The organism is Zavarzinia sp. CC-PAN008 (assembly GCF_051903925.1).
Lineage (GTDB): Bacteria > Pseudomonadota > Alphaproteobacteria > Zavarziniales > Zavarziniaceae.
On record NZ_CP173678.1, the window covers coordinates 4,337,804 to 4,356,034 of the forward strand.

Below are 18,231 nucleotides of genomic sequence, written 5' to 3' on the forward strand. Positions count from 1 at the left end.
CGCCCTCAGGACTTGGCGTCGAGGCGCACGACCTTGCCCTCGGCCGAGGCGGCAAAGGTTTCCAGCGCGCTTTTCTGGTGCGAGAGCAGGTCAAGCAGTTCGGAGCGCAGGTCGTCGGCGCGTGAGCGCGTGGCGTCCAGGCCCTCCAACGCGGCCTGCAATTCGTCTGTCACGACGTTGAGCAGGCTGAGATTGGTGGGCCCGATCGGGCGGCGCTGGTCCAGCATCTGGTCGATGCCTTCCAGCACGCGCTGCATCTCGCGCCGCTTGGCCCAGACCTGGGCTTCGGCCTTGTCCACCAGCTTCGCGGCCAGGACGAAGGACCCGGCGCGCTCGCCATAGGACTGCAGGCTGTCCGCGAACGCGCTGGCCGATTCCATGTAGCGCGATTCCTGCACGGGCGAGGTCAGTTGGCGGACGAGCGGGCGATCGTTTTCTGCGGCGTTGGACATGGACTGCGCCTCCTGACGCGCGAGTCTAGACGAGTCGGCGCCCTGCACGATACCGGTGCGGCGCGCAATCGGGCCGTGGCCACAAAAAAGTTGCCGGCCATGCGAAGGATTCCGCCCGCCGCGGCGTAGTAACACTGCGCCTGCATGCCGGCCGCAGCGCATCGCGCGGGGCCGGATCCTTGAGGCGGGGCGCACCCTGGCGTGCGCCCAAAAAAGAGGCCCCGCTCGAAAGCGGGGCCAGGAGGGCATTAGGAGTCGATGCCCATGCTGACCGCCGAATGAGGCGAAATCATGGCGTGGCGGCGTGACGCAGGTCGCGCCGCCCGTCATCGATCCAGGTTCTTCATTCGGATCAAAGACTTGTCCGGCCCGATGGATCAGCCTGGCCGGTCCATGAACTCGATCTCGACGAAGATCACCTCCGCAGCTGTGCGGTTCTGGACGTCGTGCTCCACCCCTGCCGCCCGCGAATAGGGCACCTGGGGAGAGATCGGCCGGGTCGCGGTGCCGGTCGCGTCGACGATGGTGAGCTCGCCCGCAGTCAGGGGCACGACCACGTAGTCGAAGTCGTGGCGGTGGTGGCCGGTGGCGCTGCCGGGTGGAAACCGCCATTCCGTGACCCGCACATGCGGTTCGCTGACCCGGGTCGTGGGGATGGCGGAGCTGAGGTCGCTTGGCGTGCACATGGCCGGATTATGCGGGCTGATCCGCGTCCTGTCGCCAGGGTTCGGGACCACGGTCGGGCAAGGCGCTTGCACCCGCCCCGGCTAGGCTGCATTAGACTGCGCGTTTTCGCCGGAACCGATGGCCCGGCGTGGCACTGCGGCAGATTGGATGACGGCGTGAGCTTCGGGCAAAGCGCATTGGCGATCGGGTGGCTGCCGCGGCTGGGGATCGCGCTGGCGCTGGCCGCCCTTGTCTGGCTGGGCGTCGCCTGGGCGTGGTTCGGCGGGGGCGAGGCGCTGCTGGGCCCGGTGGCCGAATTCGGCTTCATGCGGCGCGCCCTGGTCGCGTGCCTGGCCCTGGCCCTGGGTGCGGGGCCGCTCGGCGCATTCCTGGTGCTGCGTCGCATGAGCCTGATGGGCGACGCCATGAGCCACGCCGTGCTGCCGGGTGCCGCGGTCGGCTTCCTGCTCGCCGGCCTGTCCTTCTGGGCGATGAGCCTGGGCGGGCTGATCGCCGGACTGTCCGTTGCCCTGCTGTCGGGTGCCGTGACCCGCACAACCCGCCTGCGCGAGGACGCGAGCTTCGCTGGCTTCTACCTGCTGTCATTGTCGCTGGGGGTCGGCCTGGTCTCGCTCAAGGGCAGCAATGTCGACCTGCTGCACATCCTGTTCGGCTCGATCCTGGGTGTCGACGATGCCGGACTGCTGCAGGTCGCCGGCACGACCACCCTGACGCTGGTGGTGCTGGCCGTGCTCTGGCGGCCGCTGGTGGTCGAGTGCTTCGATCCCGGGTTCCTGCGCGCGGTGGGCGGTGGCGGTTCCATCGCCCATGCCGTCTTCCTGTGCCTGGTCGTGCTGAACCTGGTCGCCGGGTTCCAGGCACTGGGCACGCTGCTGTCGGTCGGCCTGATGATGCTGCCCGCGGCCTCCGCCCGGCTGTGGACGGACGAAGTCTGGACCATGGCCGCCCTGGCATCGGCGATCGCAGCGGTCAGCGCCCTGGTCGGCCTGCTCGCCTCCTACTATCTCAGCCTGCCCTCGGGCCCGGCCATCGTCATGACGGCGGGCATCGCCTATCTCTTCTCCATCGTCGCCGGGACGCGTCAGGGCCTGCTCGCCCAGGTCCTGCCCCGGCGCCATCTGGAAGCGTGAGGAACCCCATGGACAAAGTGCCGGTAACGGTGCTGACCGGCTATCTTGGCGCCGGCAAGACAACCCTTCTCAACCGCATCCTGACCGAACCGCACGGCCGCCGCTTCGCCGTGATCGTGAACGAGTTCGGCGAGATCGGCATCGACAACGACCTCGTCGTGGATTCGGACGAGGAAGTGTTCGAGATGAACAACGGGTGCATCTGCTGCACCGTGCGCGGCGACCTGATCCGCATCCTGGGCGGCCTGATGAAGCGCACCGGCCGCTTTGACGCGATCCTGGTCGAGACGACGGGCCTGGCCGACCCCGCCCCCGTGGCCCAGACCTTCTTCGCCGATGCGGAGGTGGCACGCCGGGCCCGCCTGGACTCGATCGTGACCGTGGTCGACGCCCGCCATGTCCTGCAGCGGCTGGCAGACACGCGCGAGGCGGAGGAGCAGATCGCCTTCGCCGACTACCTCGTCCTCAACAAGACCGACCTGGTCAGCCCCGCCGAATTGGCCGAGGTCGAGCGCCGCATCCGCGAGATCAACGCCTATGCCACCATTCGCCGGGCCGAGCGCTCGAACGTGCCGGTGGACGAGTTGTGGGACCGCGGCGCCTTTGACCTGGATCGCATCCTGTCCCTGGATCCGGAATTCCTGAAGGCCCAGGCCGAGCATCATCACCATACCGGCGACGATTGCGACCATCCCAGCCATGCCCACGATCACGATCACCACGACCATGACCACAGCGGCGACGACTGCGACCACCCCAGCCACCATCACCACCAGCACAAGCGTCATGCCGACGACGTGACCAGCGTCTCCCTCTCGACCGAGGCGCCATTGTCGGAAGGCCGCTTCAACCAGTGGATCAGCACGCTACTGCGCGAGCAGGGGCAGGACATCCTGCGCAGCAAGGGCATCCTGTCCTTTACCGGGCAGGACCAGCAGTTCGTCTTCCAGGGCGTGCACATGATGACCGAGGGCGAGTACGTGCGCCCCTGGGGCACCGGCCCCCGCATCAGTCGCATGGTCCTGATTGGACGCAAGCTGGACGAGGCGGCCTTGCGGGCGGGCTTTGCCGCCTGCACGGCCTGAGCGGGAAGGCCTTTATGTCGACGGTTGCAGAAGCGCAGGACCAGGCGGTCCGCCGCTACACCTACAATGGCGAGATCTCGGGCCTGGCCTGGACGCGCGATGGCTCGGTCGCGGGCGTCGCGCTCAGCGACGGCACCCTGCGCCTGATCGGGCCGGAGGGGGAGGTCGCTGCGGTGGAGCATGCCGGCGCCATCCTGGCCCTGGCCCCGGACAGCAGCCGCGACGGCCTGCTGACGGGCGGTGACGATGGGCGCGTCATGCTGGTCCGCCCCGGCGCTGCGCCCCAGGTCGTGGGGGAGGCCAAACGGACCTGGATCGGGGCGTTGGCCACGCATCCCGCCGGCGGCCGCGTCGCCGCGACGGGCAAGACGGTGCGCCTGGTCGCGGACCAAGGCTTCGGCGCCGAAAGTGCGGCCCACCCCAGCACCGTCACGGCGCTGGCCATCAACGCCAAGGGCAAGCGCCTGGCCGCGGCCCATTATGGTGGCCTGAGCCTGTGGTGGGCGGGTGGCCTGTCCGGCACCCCGCTGGGCCTGAAGTGGAAGGGCTCGCACATCGCCGCGACCTGGAGCCCTGACGGCACCTATGTCGTCAGCGCAACCCAGGAGAACGAGCTGCACGGCTGGCGCCTGCCGGAGGGCAAGGACTTCCGCATGAGCGGCTATGCCGGCTCGACCCGCTCGCTGTCCTGGACCGCGGACGGCCGCTTCCTGGCCTGCAGCGGCGCCTCGATCCTGACGCTGTGGGACTTCTCCGGGAAGGGGCCGCAAGGCCGCCCGCCGCGCGAGCTGGAGGCCGGGGACCATGGCCTGATCGTGGAGGTGGCGTGCCACCCCCTCCTGCCACTGGCCACGGTCGCGTTCGAGGACGGGACGATCGCCGCTGGCCGCACCGACCAGCAGCGCCTGTCGATGGTCAACCGGCTGGACGGCCGCCCTGTCGCGCTGGCCTGGCGTCCCGATGGCGGCGCCATGGCGGCGGTGAGCGAGGCGGGCGAGGTGCTGATCCTGGACCTGGCCGCGGGCTGACATGGCGGGCCTCGTCATCCGCCCGGCGACTCCGGCCGACGCCGCGCTGATCCACCAGCTGATCCGCGAACTGGCGGAGTACGAGAACCTGCTGCACGAGGTGGCGATCACCGTCGCCGACGTGGAGCGCCTGATGTTCGGACCGGCCCGCGTGGCGGAGGCGCTGATCGCGGAGGTCGATGGCCAGGCGGTCGGCTATGCCAGCTTCCACCACACGCTCTCGACCTTTCTGGGCAAGGCGGGGATCTGGCTTGAGGATCTCTATGTCCGCCAGACCGCACGCGGCCAGGGCCATGGCAAGGCGCTGCTGCTCCACCTCGCGCGGATCGCGGTGGAGCGCGACTGCGCCCGGCTGGAATGGTCGGTGCTCGACTGGAACCAGCCCGCCATCGACTTCTACCGCGCCCTGGGGGCAAGACCGGTGGACGACTGGCTGCGCTACCGCCTCGACGCCACGGGGTTGGCGACGCTCACGGGCTGAACCGTCGACACGGCGGCTGCGCCGCCTTCCCAGCGTGACGCCGTTGTTCGCATGCGGGCTTTTCCGACACCGTCATGCTGAGGAGCGCCGCAGGCGCGTCTCGGAGCATCCGGTGCCACGCTGCCGGCTATGCCGCACTGGCCTCCGCCGTCTCGTCGACGGCGACGTCGGTGACCGGCGGCCCGGCGTCCAGGTGCCAGCGATTGCCGGAGGCGGTGAACAGGCGCGCCGGCCTTGGGCGGAAATGGCCGCCCTCCAGCGCGCGCACGTTGATCGTGATGCGTCCGCGCTCCGCCGTGATCCAGTTATAGGTGTTGGGCTCGCCGCGCAGGCGGGTTGAGGTGGCACTGCCCGTCTGGGCGATCAGGATTGCCCGCTCCAGCTTCGGATGCGCCAGCGCGACATCGCCCGAGAACGTCCGGTGCAGATGCCCCGTCAGGATCAGGTCGACACCGGCGCGGGAGAAGGCGGCCAGCGCCTTGGCCGCGCGGCCCACCAGCTTCTGCTCCGGCCGGTCGTCCGGCGGCAGGAAGGGATGGTGGACGACCACGACGCGCACCAGGTCCGCCGGATGGCGCGCAAACACGGTGTGGACGTGGTCCATCTGCGCGTGGCTGATCCGGCCATGCGACCAGTTGAGCGAGGAATTGTAGCGCCTGGCGCTGTTCAGCCCGATGACCGCCACGCGGTCGTCGACATGGACCGGCATCAGGTCGGGGGTGATGTGGCGGCGATAGCGGCCCAGCGGATTGACCAGCCGCTCCAGGATGTTGAACGAGGGCAGGTCGTGATTGCCCGGCACCACCAGGACCGGCGCGTGCAGCCGCTCGATGAAGGCCCGCGCCGCGGTGAACTCGTGCGTCCGCGCCCGCTGCGTCAGGTCGCCGGATATGACCACCAGGTCGGGCCGGCTGGTGTTCAGGTCATGCTCGAGGGCGGCGACTGCCTGCGGGTCCAGGTACCCGAAATGCAGGTCGGAAATATGCGCGATCGTCCGGCTCATCGCGCAGCACAATGCCAGAACCGGCCTGCGGTGCCCAGGATGGGCGGTTCAGTTCAGGTGGCTGGCCAGGAACTGGCGCAGGCGCTCGGACTTCGGCTGGGTGAAGAGGTCGCGCGGGTGGCCCTCCTCCTCCACCTGCCCCTTGTGCAGGAACATGACCTTGTTCGAGACCTCGCGGGCGAAGGCCATTTCGTGGGTGACGACGATCATCGTCCGCCCCTCCGCCGCCAGGTCGCGCATGACTTTCAGCACCTCCCCCACCAGTTCGGGGTCGAGGGCGGAGGTCGGCTCGTCGAACAGCATCACGGCCGGGTCCATGGCCAGCGCACGGGCGATGGCGGCACGCTGCTGCTGCCCGCCGGAGAGGTGCGAGGGGTAGTGGTGGCACTTGTCCAGGATGCCAACCTTGGCCAGCAGGGCCTCGGCCTTGGCGATGGCCTCGGCCTTGTTCTGCTTCAGGACGTGGACGGGTGCCTCGATCACGTTTTCCAGGATCGTCTTGTGCGACCACAGGTTGAAGCTCTGGAACACCATGCCGAGCCTGGTGCGGATGCGGTCGACCTGGTGGCGGTCACAGGGACCGGGGGGAGCCTTCTCGCGCATGCGGATCAACTCGCCCGCGACCCAGACCCGGCCGCTGTCCGGCGTCTCCAGCAGGTTGATGCAGCGCAGGAAGGTGCTCTTGCCCGAGCCGCTGGCCCCGATGAGGGAGATGACGTCTCCCTGGTGTGCCTCAAGCGAAATGCCCTTGAGCACCTCAAGCGGCCCGAACCGCTTGTGCAGATCCTCGACCCGGATCGCCTCGTCCGCCATGCAGGACCGCCTGTTGCCTTGCGCCGCACCAAGGCTAGAGCGTCACTGCGCTCTCGCCAAGCGTCCCGACGGACACTAAGGTCTTTGCCGTGAAACGGACCCCGATACAGATCGAGAAGAACCCGCCGCGTCTCGCCGACGTCGACCTCGACGCAAGGATCGAGACGGAGGAGGAATACGCCAAGCGCCTGGCGCGCGGCCAGAAGCGCATGCTGGTCACGCAGCAGGCCTATTACCACCAGAAGCGCCGCGCGATCCTGGTGTTCGAGGGCTGGGATGGAGCCGGCAAGGGCAGCGCCATCCAGCGCCTGACGACGGGCCTTGACCCCCGCGGCTACAAGGTCTGGCCGATCAGCGCGCCGACCAAGGAAGAGCAGGGGCGCCACTATCTCTATCGCTTCTGGCAGCGGCTGCCGGAGCCGGGCACGATCGCCGTGTTCGACCGCTCGTGGTATGGCCGCGTCCTGGTCGAGCGGGTGGAGGGCTTCGCCACCAAGGAGCAATGGTCCCGCGCCTATGACGAGATCAACGAGTTCGAACGCCTGCTGATCGACGATGGCGCGCGCATCATCAAGATCTTCATCCACGTCTCGAAAGACGAGCAGGCGCGGCGCTTCGAGAAGCGCCTGAACGATCCGCTGAAGCGCTGGAAGATCACGCTGGAGGACATGCGCAACCGCCAGCGCTGGACGGAGTACGAGGACGTCTACGGCGACATGCTGGAACGCACCTCGACCAAGGCAGCGCCCTGGCACCTGATATCGGGCGAGCACAAGTGGCATACCCGTCTTGCCGTCATCGACACGGTGACCAAGGCGCTGGCCGACGGCGTCTCCCTCGATCCGCCTGAACTCGACCCGGAGGTGGCCAAGGCCGTGATCGACGGCCTGAAGCTCTAGCCCGGTCCCGCGGTCCGGGCGCCGCCGCACAATGATCACGCGACGGTTTCACCGAACCATCCGCCGACAGTCGTAGGTTTGGCGGATCTTCATCCTTCCCCTGCAACCTGTGTTGCGTTCCCGCATTTCGGGGGAAGTCTCACGACGCTCATGGTGCAAGGGCACAGGAGCGGCCTGAAGGAGTGCGCATCGTGTCCTTGTCCAGCGCCGGATTGACCGGGACCGGAGTGCCCGGCAGCGGGACGCCCCGGATCACCATCTTTGACGGCATGCGCGGGTACTTCCTGCTGCTGATGACGTTGACCCACATGGTCTTTGCCGGTGGCGCGATGGTGGTGCGGGTGCATCATGGCGAACTGGGCTTCGTCGAGGATGCGCAGGGCTTCATCTTCCTCTCGGGCTTGGTCATCGGCCTGACCTATGCAAAGGCGATGCGCCGCCACGGCATCGCCGCCGTGCGGACCAAGGCACGCAAGCGCGTGGCCAAGCTCTACCGCATGATCCTGCTGACCCTGGCGGTCCTGATGGCGGCGGCCTTCCTGCTGCCGGACGCGCGCACGTTCTGGTCCGGGCACCTGGGCGTGATGCTGACACGGCCGGTCGAAGGCTCGATCCTGGCGGCCCTGCTGCTCTACCAGCCGGCGTTCCTGGATATCCTGCCGCAATACATGATCTACCTGCTGATCGCGCCCTGGCTGGTCCACCTGGTGGCGGAAGGCCATGCCGTGCGCGTGCTGATCGGCAGCGTGCTGATGTGGCTGGCGGCGCAGTTCGGCCTGCACCTGGACCTGGCCAACTGGGCCGAGGCCGCGATTCGCGCCCAGGTCCCCGACAGCGGCCTGCGCTCGTACTTCAATCCGATGGGCTGGCAATTGCTGTTCTGCACCGGCCTGGTGGCGGGCGCCGGCATGGCGACGGGTCGGCTGGACCCCCGGCCGCTGCTGGCGGCGCGGCATGCCAACTGGGCCAAGCTGGCGCTGGGCATGGTCCTGGTCTTCTTCGCCTTTCGCCTGGCCTATACGTTCGCGATCACAGACAACGCGCTGTTCGGGCGGTTCTGGCCCTTGTTCAACCGCCATGACCTAAGCCTGGTCTATGTCCTGAACTTCGCGGCGACCGGCTACCTGGTTGCGTGGACGATCGCCAATTTCGACCAGGTCACGAACCCCGTCGTGCGCCGGGCTGGGCAGGCCCTGCACTGGCTGTTCACACGGAAGCCCCTGGTCTTCCTGGGCCAGCATTCCCTGCAGGTCTACGCCTGGCACGTCCTGGTGGCCTATGGCGTCGTCGCCATCGACGCCTACTTCAAGCCCTTCAGCGAGGTGCAGAAGGCCGTGATCGCGGTCGTGGCGCTGGCCAGCCTGTGGATCCCGGCCTGGTGGGACGCCGGCAACGGCTTCCGCCGCTTCCTGCCGCAGCGCGATGCTCTGCCGGCAGCACCCAGCCCCAGCACCGGCACGCGCTGAATGCGGGATCCGGCGCCCGCGGAGGCGCCCTGCACCGATCGGTGTAGATCAGGGTTGATCTCCACCGCCGGCGCGGTCATATCCCGGTCATACGGTGCGGCCATGTAACATGCCTGCCATGGGCTGAGTGCGCCTTGTCTCAGCCGGGGCGCCAAGGCAAATTGCGCCCCGCATCGTCAACGCTCCTGCCCCGGAGCGTGGTCGCTGCAATGGTCTGGGCGGGAGGGTCGCTGATGTCTGGAAACGTGATTGCCGCAAACCGGTTGCGGGATGGCATCGCGGTCTGGCTTGACCCGCACGGCACCTGGGTCGACCGCATCGACCATGCCGCCCTGTTCGCGGATGCGGAACTGGACGACGCCCGCGCCATCGCCGCCCGCAGCGTGGGCGCACAGCTTGTCGTCGGCGTCGAGGATGCCCCCGCGGAGCGGACCGACGACGGCCGCATCGTTGCCCTGTCGGGGCGTGAGCGCATCCGGGCCGCAGGTCCCACTGTCCGCACCGACCTGGGCAAGCAGGCCGATGCCGAGGTGACGGACCCCCTGCCCCTGCCTGCGGCGGGTGACGTCGCCGCCCATGCCCGCTTTGCCGGCATCTACCACTATGACGACCAGGACCGGCAGTTCCTGAAGGAGCGCGTCGAGCAGTTCCGCGCCCAGGTCAACCGCCGCCTGGCCGGCGAACTGACCGAGGACGAGTTCAAGCCGTTTCGTCTGATGAACGGCCTTTATCTCCAGCTGCACGGCTACATGCTGCGCGTCGCCGTGCCCTATGGCGTGCTCAGTTCCGACCAGGTGCGCCGCTTCGCGCATGTCGCGCGGGTCTATGACAAGGGCTATGGCCATTTCACGACGCGCCAGAACATCCAGTTCAACTGGCCCCGCCTGGTCGACACGCCGGACATCCTGCTGTCGCTGGCCGAAGCCGACCTGCACGCGATCCAGACCAGTGGCAACTGCATCCGCAACGTGACGACCGACCAGTTCGCGGGCGCCGCCGCGGACGAACTGGTCGACCCGCGTGTCTTTGCCGAGATCCTGCGGCAATGGTCGACCGACCACCCCGAATTCACCTTCCTGCCGCGCAAGTTCAAGATTGCGATCACGGGCGCCCCCCATGATCGTGCCGCGGTCAAGGTTCACGACATCGGTGTGCTGGCCAAGCGCAACGAGGCGGGCGAGATCGGGTTCGAGGTCTATGCCGGTGGTGGCCTGGGCCGCACCCCGCTGGTCGCGACCAAGGTTCGCGACTGGGTTTCGGTCCCGGATTTCCTGCGTTTCATGGAAGCGATCCTGCGCGTCTACAACGCGCTTGGCCGCCGCGACAACATCTACAAGGCGCGCATCAAGATCCTGGTCCGCGAGATGAAGCCCGAGAACTTCATCAAGATGATCGACGAGGAATTCGCCTCCATGGATCCAGTGCGCTATCGCCTGGACCAGTCGGTGATCGACGCGATCGCCGCGCGCTTCCCCACGCCGCCCTTCGCCGACCTGCCCACCGTGTCCGACACGTTCCAGCAGGCGCGCGCCGACAACCGCGCCTTTGCCACCTGGGTCAGGACGAATACCCATGCTCACAAGCAGGCGGGCTACATCTCGGCCATCATCTCGCTGAAGCCGATCGGCGGCATTCCGGGCGATGCCTCGGCCGATCAGATGGATCTGGTGGCAAGCCTTGCCGACCGCTATTCGTTCGGCGAGGTGCGGGTGACGCACGAGCAGAATCTGGTCCTGCCCCATGTCCGCCAGGACGCGCTCTTCGCGCTGTGGCAGGAATTGCAGGGCACGGGGCTTGAGACCGCCAATATCGGCCTGGTCACCGACATCATCGCCTGCCCCGGCCTGGACTATTGCGCCCTGGCGACGGCCCGCTCCATCCCCGTGGCGCAGCGCATTTCCGAGCGCTTCGCCGAGCTGGAGCAGCAGCACGACATCGGCGGCATCACGCTCAACATCTCAGGCTGCATCAACGCCTGCGGCCATCACCATGTCGGCAATATCGGCATCCTCGGCCTCGACAAGGCGGGGGTCGAATACTACCAGATCACGCTGGGTGGCGCCGCCGACGAGCAGGCGGCGATCGGCAACATCGTCGGTGCCGGCTTCTCGTACGAGACGGTGGTCGATGCGGTCGAGGACATCGTGAAGGTGTACCTGGCCCAGCGCCAGCCGGGCGAGCAGTTCATCGACACCTATCGCCGCGTCGGCCTCAGCCCGTTCAAGGAAGGTCTCTATGCCACTGCTCGATGACAAGGGCCGCACGGTCGAGGATCGCTGGACCCTTGTCGACGACGAGGACGAAGCGCCCGCCGGCCAGCCGGCCATCCTTCCGCTGGGGCGCGCGACGGCCAGCCTGACCTGTCATACGGAGAACAAGGCCCCGCTGGGCGTCATCGTCCCCGGCGACACGCGGCCCGAGCTGCTGGTGCCGATCCTGGATGCCCTGGCGCTGGTCGTCGTGCAGTTCCCGAAGTTCCGCGACGGCCGAGGCTTTACCCTGGCCCGCACCCTGCGCGAGCGCCATGGCTTCAAGGGCGAGATCCGCGCGACCGGCGACATCCTGCCCGACCAGTATGTGATGCTCCTGGAATGCGGCTTCTCGACCGTGCAGATCCGCGCCGACCAGACGCCGGAGCGCTGGGCCGCCATGCTGCCCGGGCCTGCGTCGGCCCCGCTGAAGCCGCGTGCCAGCCAGCTTTTCCACCGGATCGGCAGCTTTCCCACGACGCACTGAGCGGGGCACCCTTCGGCGGTGGGCGGATAACGCCGTTCGCGGCAGATTGCCTCACCCGGCGGTCCGTCTATAGTTGCGGCCAGGGAACCTGCGCGTTGCAGGATCTCGCCCGGCCGCGCGATCCAACGCAATCGTCCGCGACCGGTCCAACCAGAACGGGGGGACGCGCCGATGGTCGCTGCGACGACGGATGTCAATGTCAGCCGGGGAGAGGAGCGGAAGGTCATCTTCGCCTCCTCCCTGGGCACGGTGTTCGAGTGGTACGACTTCTACCTCTACGCGACGCTTGCGCCCTTCTTCGCGGCCCTGTTCTTCCCCCCGGGAAACGATACGGCGGCGCTCCTGTCGGCCTTCGCGACGTATGCCGCGGGCTTCCTGGTCCGGCCGTTCGGGGCGCTGGTGTTCGGGCGGATCGGCGACCTGGTCGGCCGCAAGTACACGTTCCTGGTCACCATCCTGGTCATGGGCACTTCCACCTTCGCGGTCGGCCTGCTGCCGACCTACGAGGACATCGGCATGGTCGCCGCGATCCTGCTGGTCGCCCTGCGCCTGCTCCAGGGTCTGGCCCTGGGCGGTGAATATGGCGGGGCGGCGACCTATGTCGCGGAACACGCCCCCAACCACCGGCGGGGCTATGCCACCAGCTGGATCCAGACCACGGCGACGATCGGCTTCTTCCTGTCGCTGGTGGTGATCGGCGGCGTGCGCCTGACGATGGAGGCGGCGGACTTCGCCAGCTGGGGCTGGCGCCTGCCCTTCCTGGTGTCGGTCATCCTGCTCATCTTCTCGGTCTATATCCGGCTGAAGCTCAACGAATCCCCGGTCTTCCAGCGCATGAAGTCCGAGGGCAAGGGTTCGAGCCAGCCACTGACCGACAGCTTCCTGCGCTATCCCAACAACAAGTTCGTGCTGCTGGCCCTGCTGGGTGCCACGGCGGGCCAGGGCGTCGTCTGGTACACAGGGCAGTTCTACGCCCTGTTCTTCCTGACGATCACGCTGAAACTGGACTGGTACAATGCCTATCTGCTGATCGCCGGCTCGCTCCTGTTGGGCACGCCGTTCTTTGTATTCTTTGGCTGGCTGTCCGACCGGATCGGCCGGCTCAAGATCATCATGGCGGGGTGCCTGGTGGCCGCGGCGACCTTCTTCCCGCTCTTCGGCCTGCTGACCCACTATGTCAATCCACGGCTGGAGGCGTACCAGCAGGCAACGCCGATCCAGGTTGCCGCCAGTGACTGCCATTTCCACGTCTTCCCGCTGCCGGGCACGCGCTTTTCCGACTGCGACAAGGCGCGGGACTTTCTGACAAAGTCGGGCCTCTCCTTCACCAGCGTGGAGGCGGTACCCGGCTTCGACGTGGTGACCACGATCGGGACGGTGAAGATCGAGGAACCGGCCGGCGATACGGCGGCCTGGTCCGACGCGGCCTACAAGGCGGCCTTGGCCCAGACGGGCTATCCGGGCCCAGCCGATCCCGCCCTGGTCAACTTCCCCATGGCCCTTGGGGTGCTGTTCGTCCTGATCCTCTACGTGACGATGGTCTATGGCCCGATCGCCGCCTATCTGGTCGAACTGTTCCCCACCCGCATCCGCTACACGTCCATGTCGCTGCCCTATCACATCGGCAATGGCTGGTTCGGTGGCATGCTGCCGCTGCTGGCGACGGCCCTGGTGGCGGCCACGGGCGACATCTACTACGGCCTGTGGTACCCGATCGTGATCGCCGTCATGTCCCTGGTGATCGGTACGATCTTCCTGCGCGAGAACCGCGACGTGGACATCCACGCCTGAGCGGTGCGGGGAGGCGATCAGGCGGGGCCGTAGAGCTCCGCGATCGTCTCCTCCCCGATCGCGAAACCGGTCGAGGCGCCGGTGCCGCCGGTGACGATCACCAGCCGCACCGCGTCCGACGGCGCATCGCGCAGCATCGGCCCGGCATCGGAGGATGCATAGGTGCCGACCCAGCGGCTGACCGGCTCAACCCAGGGCAGGCCGGTCACCGCCAGCAGCTCCTGCAGGATCAGGTCATCCACCCCGGCGGCGGCAAAGGGCGGCAGCGTGTCGCCATAATGGTGCGAATCGCCCACGACCAGCGTGCCATCGGCATTCTGCACCGCGATCAGGTGGATCCCGTTCTCCAGCCACGGGCCCTGCTCGCGGGCCAACAGCGTCCTGAGCGGTGCCGCCTGGGGCAGGTCGGCATAGCCCTCGTAGCGGACCAGGCTCAGATCCGACATGACACAGTGCGGCAGGATCCAGCCGGCGGGCGGGCGCACCCGCATCATGTGGAGCTGGCACCGGCGCAAGCCGTGCGCCGCGATCCGCTGCGGGAACAGGCTCAGGAAGTCGTCGCCGGGACAGACCACGGCGGCCTCCGCCTCGATCACCCCGCGCGTCGTCTCGATCCGCGGTGGCGCAACGTCGCGCACCAGGGTCGAGCGCAGGAAGGTGACGCCATGCGTCTGTTCCAGCCACGCGGCCAGCAGCGGGATCGCCTGGGGCGATTCCACGCGCCGCTCATGGGGCGAGTACAGCGCCCCCGCCAGGCGGCGCGGCTGCACGTGCGGGAAGCGCGCGGCAAAGGTCGCCGCGTCCAGGATCTCCAGGCCCTGCCCCATCTCCGTCGCCACGAGCGCCTCGGCCACGGCCAGGGCCTCCGGCCGCTGGGCGATCATCAGCAGTCCCTGCTGCACGATGGGAATGCCCGCCTGCGGCGCGACCTCCGCCCAGATGTCGCGGGAGCGGAGCGCCCGGCGCCAATGCAGTCCCCGCTCCTGCCCGGTCACCGTGACGAAGCCAAAATTGCGGATGGAGGCCCCGTTGGCCTGCGCCTCTCGGTCGATCACCACGACCGTCTTGCCGCGGCGGACAGCCGCCAGGGCATGCGCCAGTCCCAGGATCCCCGCCCCCACGACGGCGAGGTCGTACACGGCCATGCGCTTCCCCCGATGCCCGATCAGCGCTCGGGGATCGGGATCCCCGGCTTGCGTTGCGGCGGACTTTCGCCTGAGGCATTGGCCCCAGCCGAGGGAGCCAGGTCAAGCGGTGCGCCCTGCGCCGCCTCGTATGTGCGGATCGTGTCCAGGTTGGCGCGCTCCGTCTCGCTCAGCAGGGATGAGACGGAGCGCAGGCGGCCCTGGTACCAGTGCTGCCGCCGGAAATAGGCATTCACGTCGTCCGCCGGAAAGATATAGCCATGGCGGGCCAGGATCTCGTTCCGCATCAGGCGCAGTTCGACAAGCGACATGTGCTGAAGGTCGGCCGGCGTCAGCGTCCGGGTCGATGCCTCCGGGTAGCGGCCGGGTACCGCCGCCGCGACCAGGTGAAGCGCCGGCCCGCGCGACTGCTCCAGCAGCGCCGGTGCGGACATGGGGTGGGGCCCGGCGGCCAGGCCGGCAGCGACGATTGCAGCGCAGAGGCTCGGCAACGGCGACGTCCTTTCTTGTCTGGGCAGGATCGCAGCATAGGCCGGGAAATGCGGCGATATCGAGACGAAGCGTGTTCTGTCGACAATCTTTGCTGGCGTCATGGCGCTGGGCGGTTTGCTCAGGGCCGGCAGGCCACTAGGATCGACCCCGCCGGCTGCTGCGCCGGCCAACATCAGGCGGGGAGGACATCGCCAATGGCCTATAGCGACTACAAGCTGGTCAACGTCCAGGTTCGCGGCCGGATCGCCTATGCGACGATCGACGCGCCACCGGTCAATGTCATGACCTTGGCCCTCTATGACGAGCTGGCCCGCCTGTCCAAGGACGTCGAGGCGGACGATTCACTGCACGTCTTCGTCCTGCGCAGCGCCAATCCGGACTTCTTCATCGCCCATTTCGACGTGAGCGCGATCCTGGAGATGCCGACCGACGGCACGCCGAACTATGACGACTATGCGGCCTCCGAATACCACGCCATGTGCCGCCGCTTCACCACGATGAACAAGGTGACGATCGCCCAGATCGAGGGCCGCGTGGGCGGAGGCGGGTCCGAACTGTCGATGAACTTCGACATGCGCTTCGGCACGCGGGGCAAGACCTTCGTCAATCAGATGGAGGTGCCGCTGGGCATCCTGCCAGGCGGTTCGGGGACGCAGGTCATGCCGCGCCTGATCGGCCGCAACCGGGCGATGGAGGTCATCATGGGCGGCGTCGACATGGACGCCGACACGGCCGAGCGCTGGGGCTACCTCAACCGGGTGTTCGAGCCGGGCGGCGCCTGCGGGGCCTATGTCGACTGGATCGCCAACCGCATCGCCTCCTTCCCCACCGAAGCGGTGCGCCTGGCCAAGGCCTCGATCAACTCGGCGGAGAAGCCCCTGGCCGACGGCCTGCGCGACGAAAGCCACCTGTTCCAGCAGCTCCTGCGCACGGAGAGCGGCCAGAGGGCGATGACGAAGTTCCTGGAGATCGGCGGCCAGACCCGGGGCGGCGAGCTCAAGATCCAGGAGCTCAACGGCCTCCTCGGTGGCCTGGGCTGACGCGCGGCAGCAGGGAGAACAGGCATGAAGTACGTTCGATTGGGCACGACCGGGATGCAGGTCTCGCCCCTGTGCCTGGGCTGCATGACCTTCGGCACGCCCGATCGCGGCACCCATGCCTGGACCCTGTCGGAGGCGCAGAGCCTGCCGCTGATCCGGCAGGCCCTGGAGGCCGGGATCAACTTCCTGGACACGGCCAACGTCTATTCCGACGGCACGTCGGAGGAGATCGTGGGCAAGGCGATCCGCGAATTCGGCCGGCGGGACGAGATCGTGCTGGCGACCAAGGTCCATGGTCGGATGCGGCCCGGCCCCAACGGCGCCGGCCTGTCGCGCAAGGCGATCATGATGGAAATCGATGCCAGCCTCAGGCGCCTGGGCACCGACCATGTCGACCTCTACCAGATCCACCGCTGGGACCCGAAAGTGCCCATCGAGGAGACGATGGAGGCGCTGCACGACGTGGTGAAGGCGGGCAAGGCGCTGCACATCGGCGCCTCGTCCATGGCCGCGTGGCAGTTCGCCAAGGCGCAAGCCGTGGCAGAACGGCACGGCTGGACCCGCTTCGTCACCATGCAGAACCACCTCAACCTCCTCTATCGCGAGGAGGAGCGGGAGATGCTGCCGTTGTGCCGTGACCAGGGCGTAGGTGTGATCCCGTGGAGCCCGCAGGCGCGCGGCCGCCTGACCCGGCCGTGGGAGGCGGAGACGACGCGCTCCGGCTCGGACGTCTTCGGCAAGACGCTCTATGGCCGGCAGGAGGAAGCGGACCGCGCCGTTGTGGCCGAAGTTGCCGCCGTGGCGCACGGCCGCGGCGTGCCCATGGCCCAGGTGGCACTGGCCTGGGTGATCCAGAAGCCCGGCGTGACAGCCCCCATCATCGGCGCATCGCGTGCCGGCCACCTGGAGGACGCCATCGCAGCGCTCAGCCTGAACCTGAGCGCGGACGAAATCGCGCGGCTGGAGGCGCCCTACGTCCCGCACGCCGTCGCGGGCTACTAGCGGCGGCCCTCTGCGGACGCGCGGGTTGCCTCAGACTGCATGGCGGTGAGATAATCGCTGCGAATACCCATGAGGTAATGTCATGAGTACAGCCCGTGCGCAGCGACCGCGACCCGCCGCCCCGTCCTTTGGCCCCACGCTGCGCCAGTGGCGCGACCATCGCGGCCTGAGCCAGCTTGAGCTTGGCCTGCGCAGTGGGGTCAGCCAGCGCCATATCAGCTTCCTGGAATCGGGGCGGGCGCGGCCCAGCCGCGACATGGTCCTGCACTTGTCCGAGACGCTGGACGTGCCGCTGCGCCACCGCAACGTGATGCTGACGGCGGCGGGTTTCGCCGCCGCCTATCGCGAAACGGAGCTCGAATCGCCGGAACTGGCCGCGGTGTCCCAGGCGCTCGACTTCCTGCTGGAGAAGCAGGAGCCCTATCCGGCGATCGTTGTCGACCGCCTGTGGAACGTGCAGCGCGGCAACAAGGCGGCCCTCAATTTCATGGCCTATCTGCTGGGCCAGCCGCTGCCAGGCCTGCCGCGCCTGAACCTGCTGGAGGCGATCCTGGCCCCCGGCCCCTTGCGCGAGGCGATCGAGAACTGGGAGGACGCGGCCGGCTACCTTGTCCGGCGGCTGAACCAGGAACTGCTGACGGACGGCGACCCCGGCCAGGGCAAGGCGATGCTGGCCCGCATCACCGCCCTGCCCGGCGTGCCCGACCTGCTGCGCGCGGCGACGGGCGAGGAAAGCTTCGCCCCCGTCCTGACCACGCGCTATCGCAAGGGGGACGAGCGGCTGGTCCTGTTCACCATGCTGACGACACTGGGCACGCCGCAGGACGTCACCTTGCAGGAAATGCGGATCGAAAGCTTTTTCCCCGCCGATGCCCGTTCGCGCCAGATCCTGGAGCGCCTGTCCGCCGACGCCTGAGCGTGGCTCATGATGCTTCGAGACGCGTCCCTTCGGGCCGCTCCTCAGCATGACGCCGTTGCTTC

General features: G+C 68.0%; 18 protein-coding genes. 12 read left to right on the plus strand and 6 right to left on the minus strand.

The window, feature by feature from the left end:
- Positions 1-5: 5 nt before the first annotated feature.
- Together ACI6GS_RS20165 and ACI6GS_RS20170 are read right to left on the minus strand one after the other, a co-directional pair.
- Positions 6-452: a hypothetical protein gene (locus ACI6GS_RS20165; protein ID WP_439815260.1), complete on the minus strand. Its 447-nt coding sequence runs from the start codon at positions 450-452 to the stop codon at positions 6-8.
- Positions 453-829: 377 nt separating this feature from the next.
- Positions 830-1,138: a cupin gene (locus ACI6GS_RS20170; RefSeq protein ID WP_439815261.1), complete on the minus strand. Its 309-nt coding sequence runs from the start codon at positions 1,136-1,138 to the stop codon at positions 830-832.
- Positions 1,139-1,294: 156 nt separating this feature from the next.
- Here ACI6GS_RS20170 and ACI6GS_RS20175 point away from each other — a divergent pair, with 156 nt between their 5' ends.
- From ACI6GS_RS20175 to ACI6GS_RS20190, 4 genes are read left to right on the plus strand one after another with little or no spacing between them, the layout of a single operon-like run.
- Positions 1,295-2,269, plus strand: coding sequence for a metal ABC transporter permease (locus ACI6GS_RS20175; protein WP_439815262.1), 975 nt, complete (start codon positions 1,295-1,297; stop codon positions 2,267-2,269).
- A gap of 8 nt (positions 2,270-2,277) precedes the next feature.
- Positions 2,278-3,354: a CobW family GTP-binding protein gene (locus ACI6GS_RS20180; RefSeq protein ID WP_439815263.1), complete on the plus strand. Its 1,077-nt coding sequence runs from the start codon at positions 2,278-2,280 to the stop codon at positions 3,352-3,354.
- Between the two features lie 14 nt (positions 3,355-3,368).
- Positions 3,369-4,382, plus strand: a complete 1,014-nt coding sequence (locus tag ACI6GS_RS20185; protein ID WP_439815264.1) for a WD40 repeat domain-containing protein — start codon at positions 3,369-3,371, stop codon at positions 4,380-4,382.
- A gap of 1 nt (position 4,383) precedes the next feature.
- Positions 4,384-4,863: a GNAT family N-acetyltransferase gene (locus tag ACI6GS_RS20190; RefSeq protein ID WP_439815265.1), complete on the plus strand. Its 480-nt coding sequence runs from the start codon at positions 4,384-4,386 to the stop codon at positions 4,861-4,863.
- A 127-nt stretch (positions 4,864-4,990) separates the two neighbouring features.
- Here ACI6GS_RS20190 and ACI6GS_RS20195 read toward each other — a convergent pair whose 3' ends face one another.
- Positions 4,991-5,866, minus strand: coding sequence for a metallophosphoesterase family protein (locus ACI6GS_RS20195; RefSeq protein WP_439815266.1), 876 nt, complete (start codon positions 5,864-5,866; stop codon positions 4,991-4,993).
- 48 nt (positions 5,867-5,914) lie between these two features.
- The gene (locus ACI6GS_RS20200) at positions 5,915-6,679 is read right to left on the minus strand and encodes an ABC transporter ATP-binding protein (RefSeq protein ID WP_439815267.1); all 765 of its coding nucleotides are present in this window, start codon (positions 6,677-6,679) and stop codon (positions 5,915-5,917) included.
- 89 nt (positions 6,680-6,768) lie between these two features.
- Here ACI6GS_RS20200 and ACI6GS_RS20205 point away from each other — a divergent pair, with 89 nt between their 5' ends.
- From ACI6GS_RS20205 to ACI6GS_RS20225, 5 genes are all read left to right on the plus strand, one after another.
- The gene (locus ACI6GS_RS20205; RefSeq protein WP_439815268.1) at positions 6,769-7,578 is read left to right on the plus strand and encodes a polyphosphate kinase 2 family protein; all 810 of its coding nucleotides are present in this window, start codon (positions 6,769-6,771) and stop codon (positions 7,576-7,578) included.
- 191 nt (positions 7,579-7,769) lie between these two features.
- Positions 7,770-9,044: an OpgC family protein gene (locus tag ACI6GS_RS20210; protein WP_439815269.1), complete on the plus strand. Its 1,275-nt coding sequence runs from the start codon at positions 7,770-7,772 to the stop codon at positions 9,042-9,044.
- A gap of 233 nt (positions 9,045-9,277) precedes the next feature.
- A complete protein-coding gene (locus ACI6GS_RS20215) occupies positions 9,278-11,296 on the plus strand; it encodes a DUF2849 domain-containing protein (RefSeq protein ID WP_439815270.1) in 2,019 nt (672 codons plus the stop codon).
- Positions 11,280-11,780, plus strand: a complete 501-nt coding sequence (locus ACI6GS_RS20220; RefSeq protein WP_439815271.1) for a DUF934 domain-containing protein — start codon at positions 11,280-11,282, stop codon at positions 11,778-11,780. The genes ACI6GS_RS20215 and ACI6GS_RS20220 overlap by 17 nt, the downstream gene beginning before the upstream one ends.
- Positions 11,781-11,951: 171 nt before the next feature.
- On the plus strand, positions 11,952-13,571 hold the full coding sequence (locus ACI6GS_RS20225) for an MFS transporter (protein ID WP_439815272.1): 1,620 nt from the start codon (positions 11,952-11,954) through the stop codon (positions 13,569-13,571).
- Positions 13,572-13,588: 17 nt separating this feature from the next.
- Here the strand turns inward: ACI6GS_RS20225 and ACI6GS_RS20230 are convergent, their stop codons facing one another.
- Together ACI6GS_RS20230 and ACI6GS_RS20235 are read right to left on the minus strand one after the other, a co-directional pair.
- On the minus strand, positions 13,589-14,716 hold the full coding sequence (locus ACI6GS_RS20230; protein ID WP_439815273.1) for a TIGR03364 family FAD-dependent oxidoreductase: 1,128 nt from the start codon (positions 14,714-14,716) through the stop codon (positions 13,589-13,591).
- Positions 14,717-14,736: 20 nt separating this feature from the next.
- The gene (locus tag ACI6GS_RS20235) at positions 14,737-15,207 is read right to left on the minus strand and encodes a YARHG domain-containing protein (protein WP_439815274.1); all 471 of its coding nucleotides are present in this window, start codon (positions 15,205-15,207) and stop codon (positions 14,737-14,739) included.
- Positions 15,208-15,402: 195 nt separating this feature from the next.
- Here ACI6GS_RS20235 and ACI6GS_RS20240 point away from each other — a divergent pair, with 195 nt between their 5' ends.
- The 3 genes from ACI6GS_RS20240 (at position 15,403) to ACI6GS_RS20250 (ending at position 18,166) form a co-directional block, all read left to right on the plus strand.
- A complete protein-coding gene (locus ACI6GS_RS20240) occupies positions 15,403-16,248 on the plus strand; it encodes an enoyl-CoA hydratase/isomerase family protein (protein ID WP_439815275.1) in 846 nt (281 codons plus the stop codon).
- Between the two features lie 24 nt (positions 16,249-16,272).
- Positions 16,273-17,250 (plus strand): aldo/keto reductase, encoded by a 978-nt coding sequence (locus ACI6GS_RS20245; RefSeq protein ID WP_439815276.1) that lies wholly within the window; start codon positions 16,273-16,275, stop codon positions 17,248-17,250.
- Positions 17,251-17,332: 82 nt separating this feature from the next.
- A complete protein-coding gene (locus ACI6GS_RS20250; RefSeq protein WP_439815277.1) occupies positions 17,333-18,166 on the plus strand; it encodes a helix-turn-helix domain-containing protein in 834 nt (277 codons plus the stop codon).
- Positions 18,167-18,231 lie beyond the last annotated feature (65 nt).

Excerpts from the sequence above, each read along its gene's own strand:
- ACI6GS_RS20185 (WP_439815264.1), top strand. The coding sequence starts at position 3,369 with ATGTCGACGGTTGCAGAAGCGCAGGACCAGGCGGTCCGCCGCTACACC.
- ACI6GS_RS20230 (WP_439815273.1), bottom strand. The coding sequence starts at position 14,716 with ATGGCCGTGTACGACCTCGCCGTCGTGGGGGCGGGGATCCTGGGACTG.
- ACI6GS_RS20165 (WP_439815260.1), bottom strand. The coding sequence starts at position 452 with ATGTCCAACGCCGCAGAAAACGATCGCCCGCTCGTCCGCCAACTGACC.
- ACI6GS_RS20250 (WP_439815277.1), top strand. The coding sequence starts at position 17,333 with ATGAGTACAGCCCGTGCGCAGCGACCGCGACCCGCCGCCCCGTCCTTT.
- ACI6GS_RS20225 (WP_439815272.1), top strand. The coding sequence starts at position 11,952 with ATGGTCGCTGCGACGACGGATGTCAATGTCAGCCGGGGAGAGGAGCGG.
- ACI6GS_RS20180 (WP_439815263.1), top strand. The coding sequence starts at position 2,278 with ATGGACAAAGTGCCGGTAACGGTGCTGACCGGCTATCTTGGCGCCGGC.
- ACI6GS_RS20190 (WP_439815265.1), top strand. The coding sequence starts at position 4,384 with ATGGCGGGCCTCGTCATCCGCCCGGCGACTCCGGCCGACGCCGCGCTG.
- ACI6GS_RS20195 (WP_439815266.1), bottom strand. The coding sequence starts at position 5,866 with ATGAGCCGGACGATCGCGCATATTTCCGACCTGCATTTCGGGTACCTG.
- ACI6GS_RS20220 (WP_439815271.1), top strand. The coding sequence starts at position 11,280 with ATGCCACTGCTCGATGACAAGGGCCGCACGGTCGAGGATCGCTGGACC.
- ACI6GS_RS20200 (WP_439815267.1), bottom strand. The coding sequence starts at position 6,679 with ATGGCGGACGAGGCGATCCGGGTCGAGGATCTGCACAAGCGGTTCGGG.
- ACI6GS_RS20170 (WP_439815261.1), bottom strand. The coding sequence starts at position 1,138 with ATGTGCACGCCAAGCGACCTCAGCTCCGCCATCCCCACGACCCGGGTC.
- ACI6GS_RS20240 (WP_439815275.1), top strand. The coding sequence starts at position 15,403 with ATGGCCTATAGCGACTACAAGCTGGTCAACGTCCAGGTTCGCGGCCGG.
- ACI6GS_RS20215 (WP_439815270.1), top strand. The coding sequence starts at position 9,278 with ATGTCTGGAAACGTGATTGCCGCAAACCGGTTGCGGGATGGCATCGCG.
- ACI6GS_RS20245 (WP_439815276.1), top strand. The coding sequence starts at position 16,273 with ATGAAGTACGTTCGATTGGGCACGACCGGGATGCAGGTCTCGCCCCTG.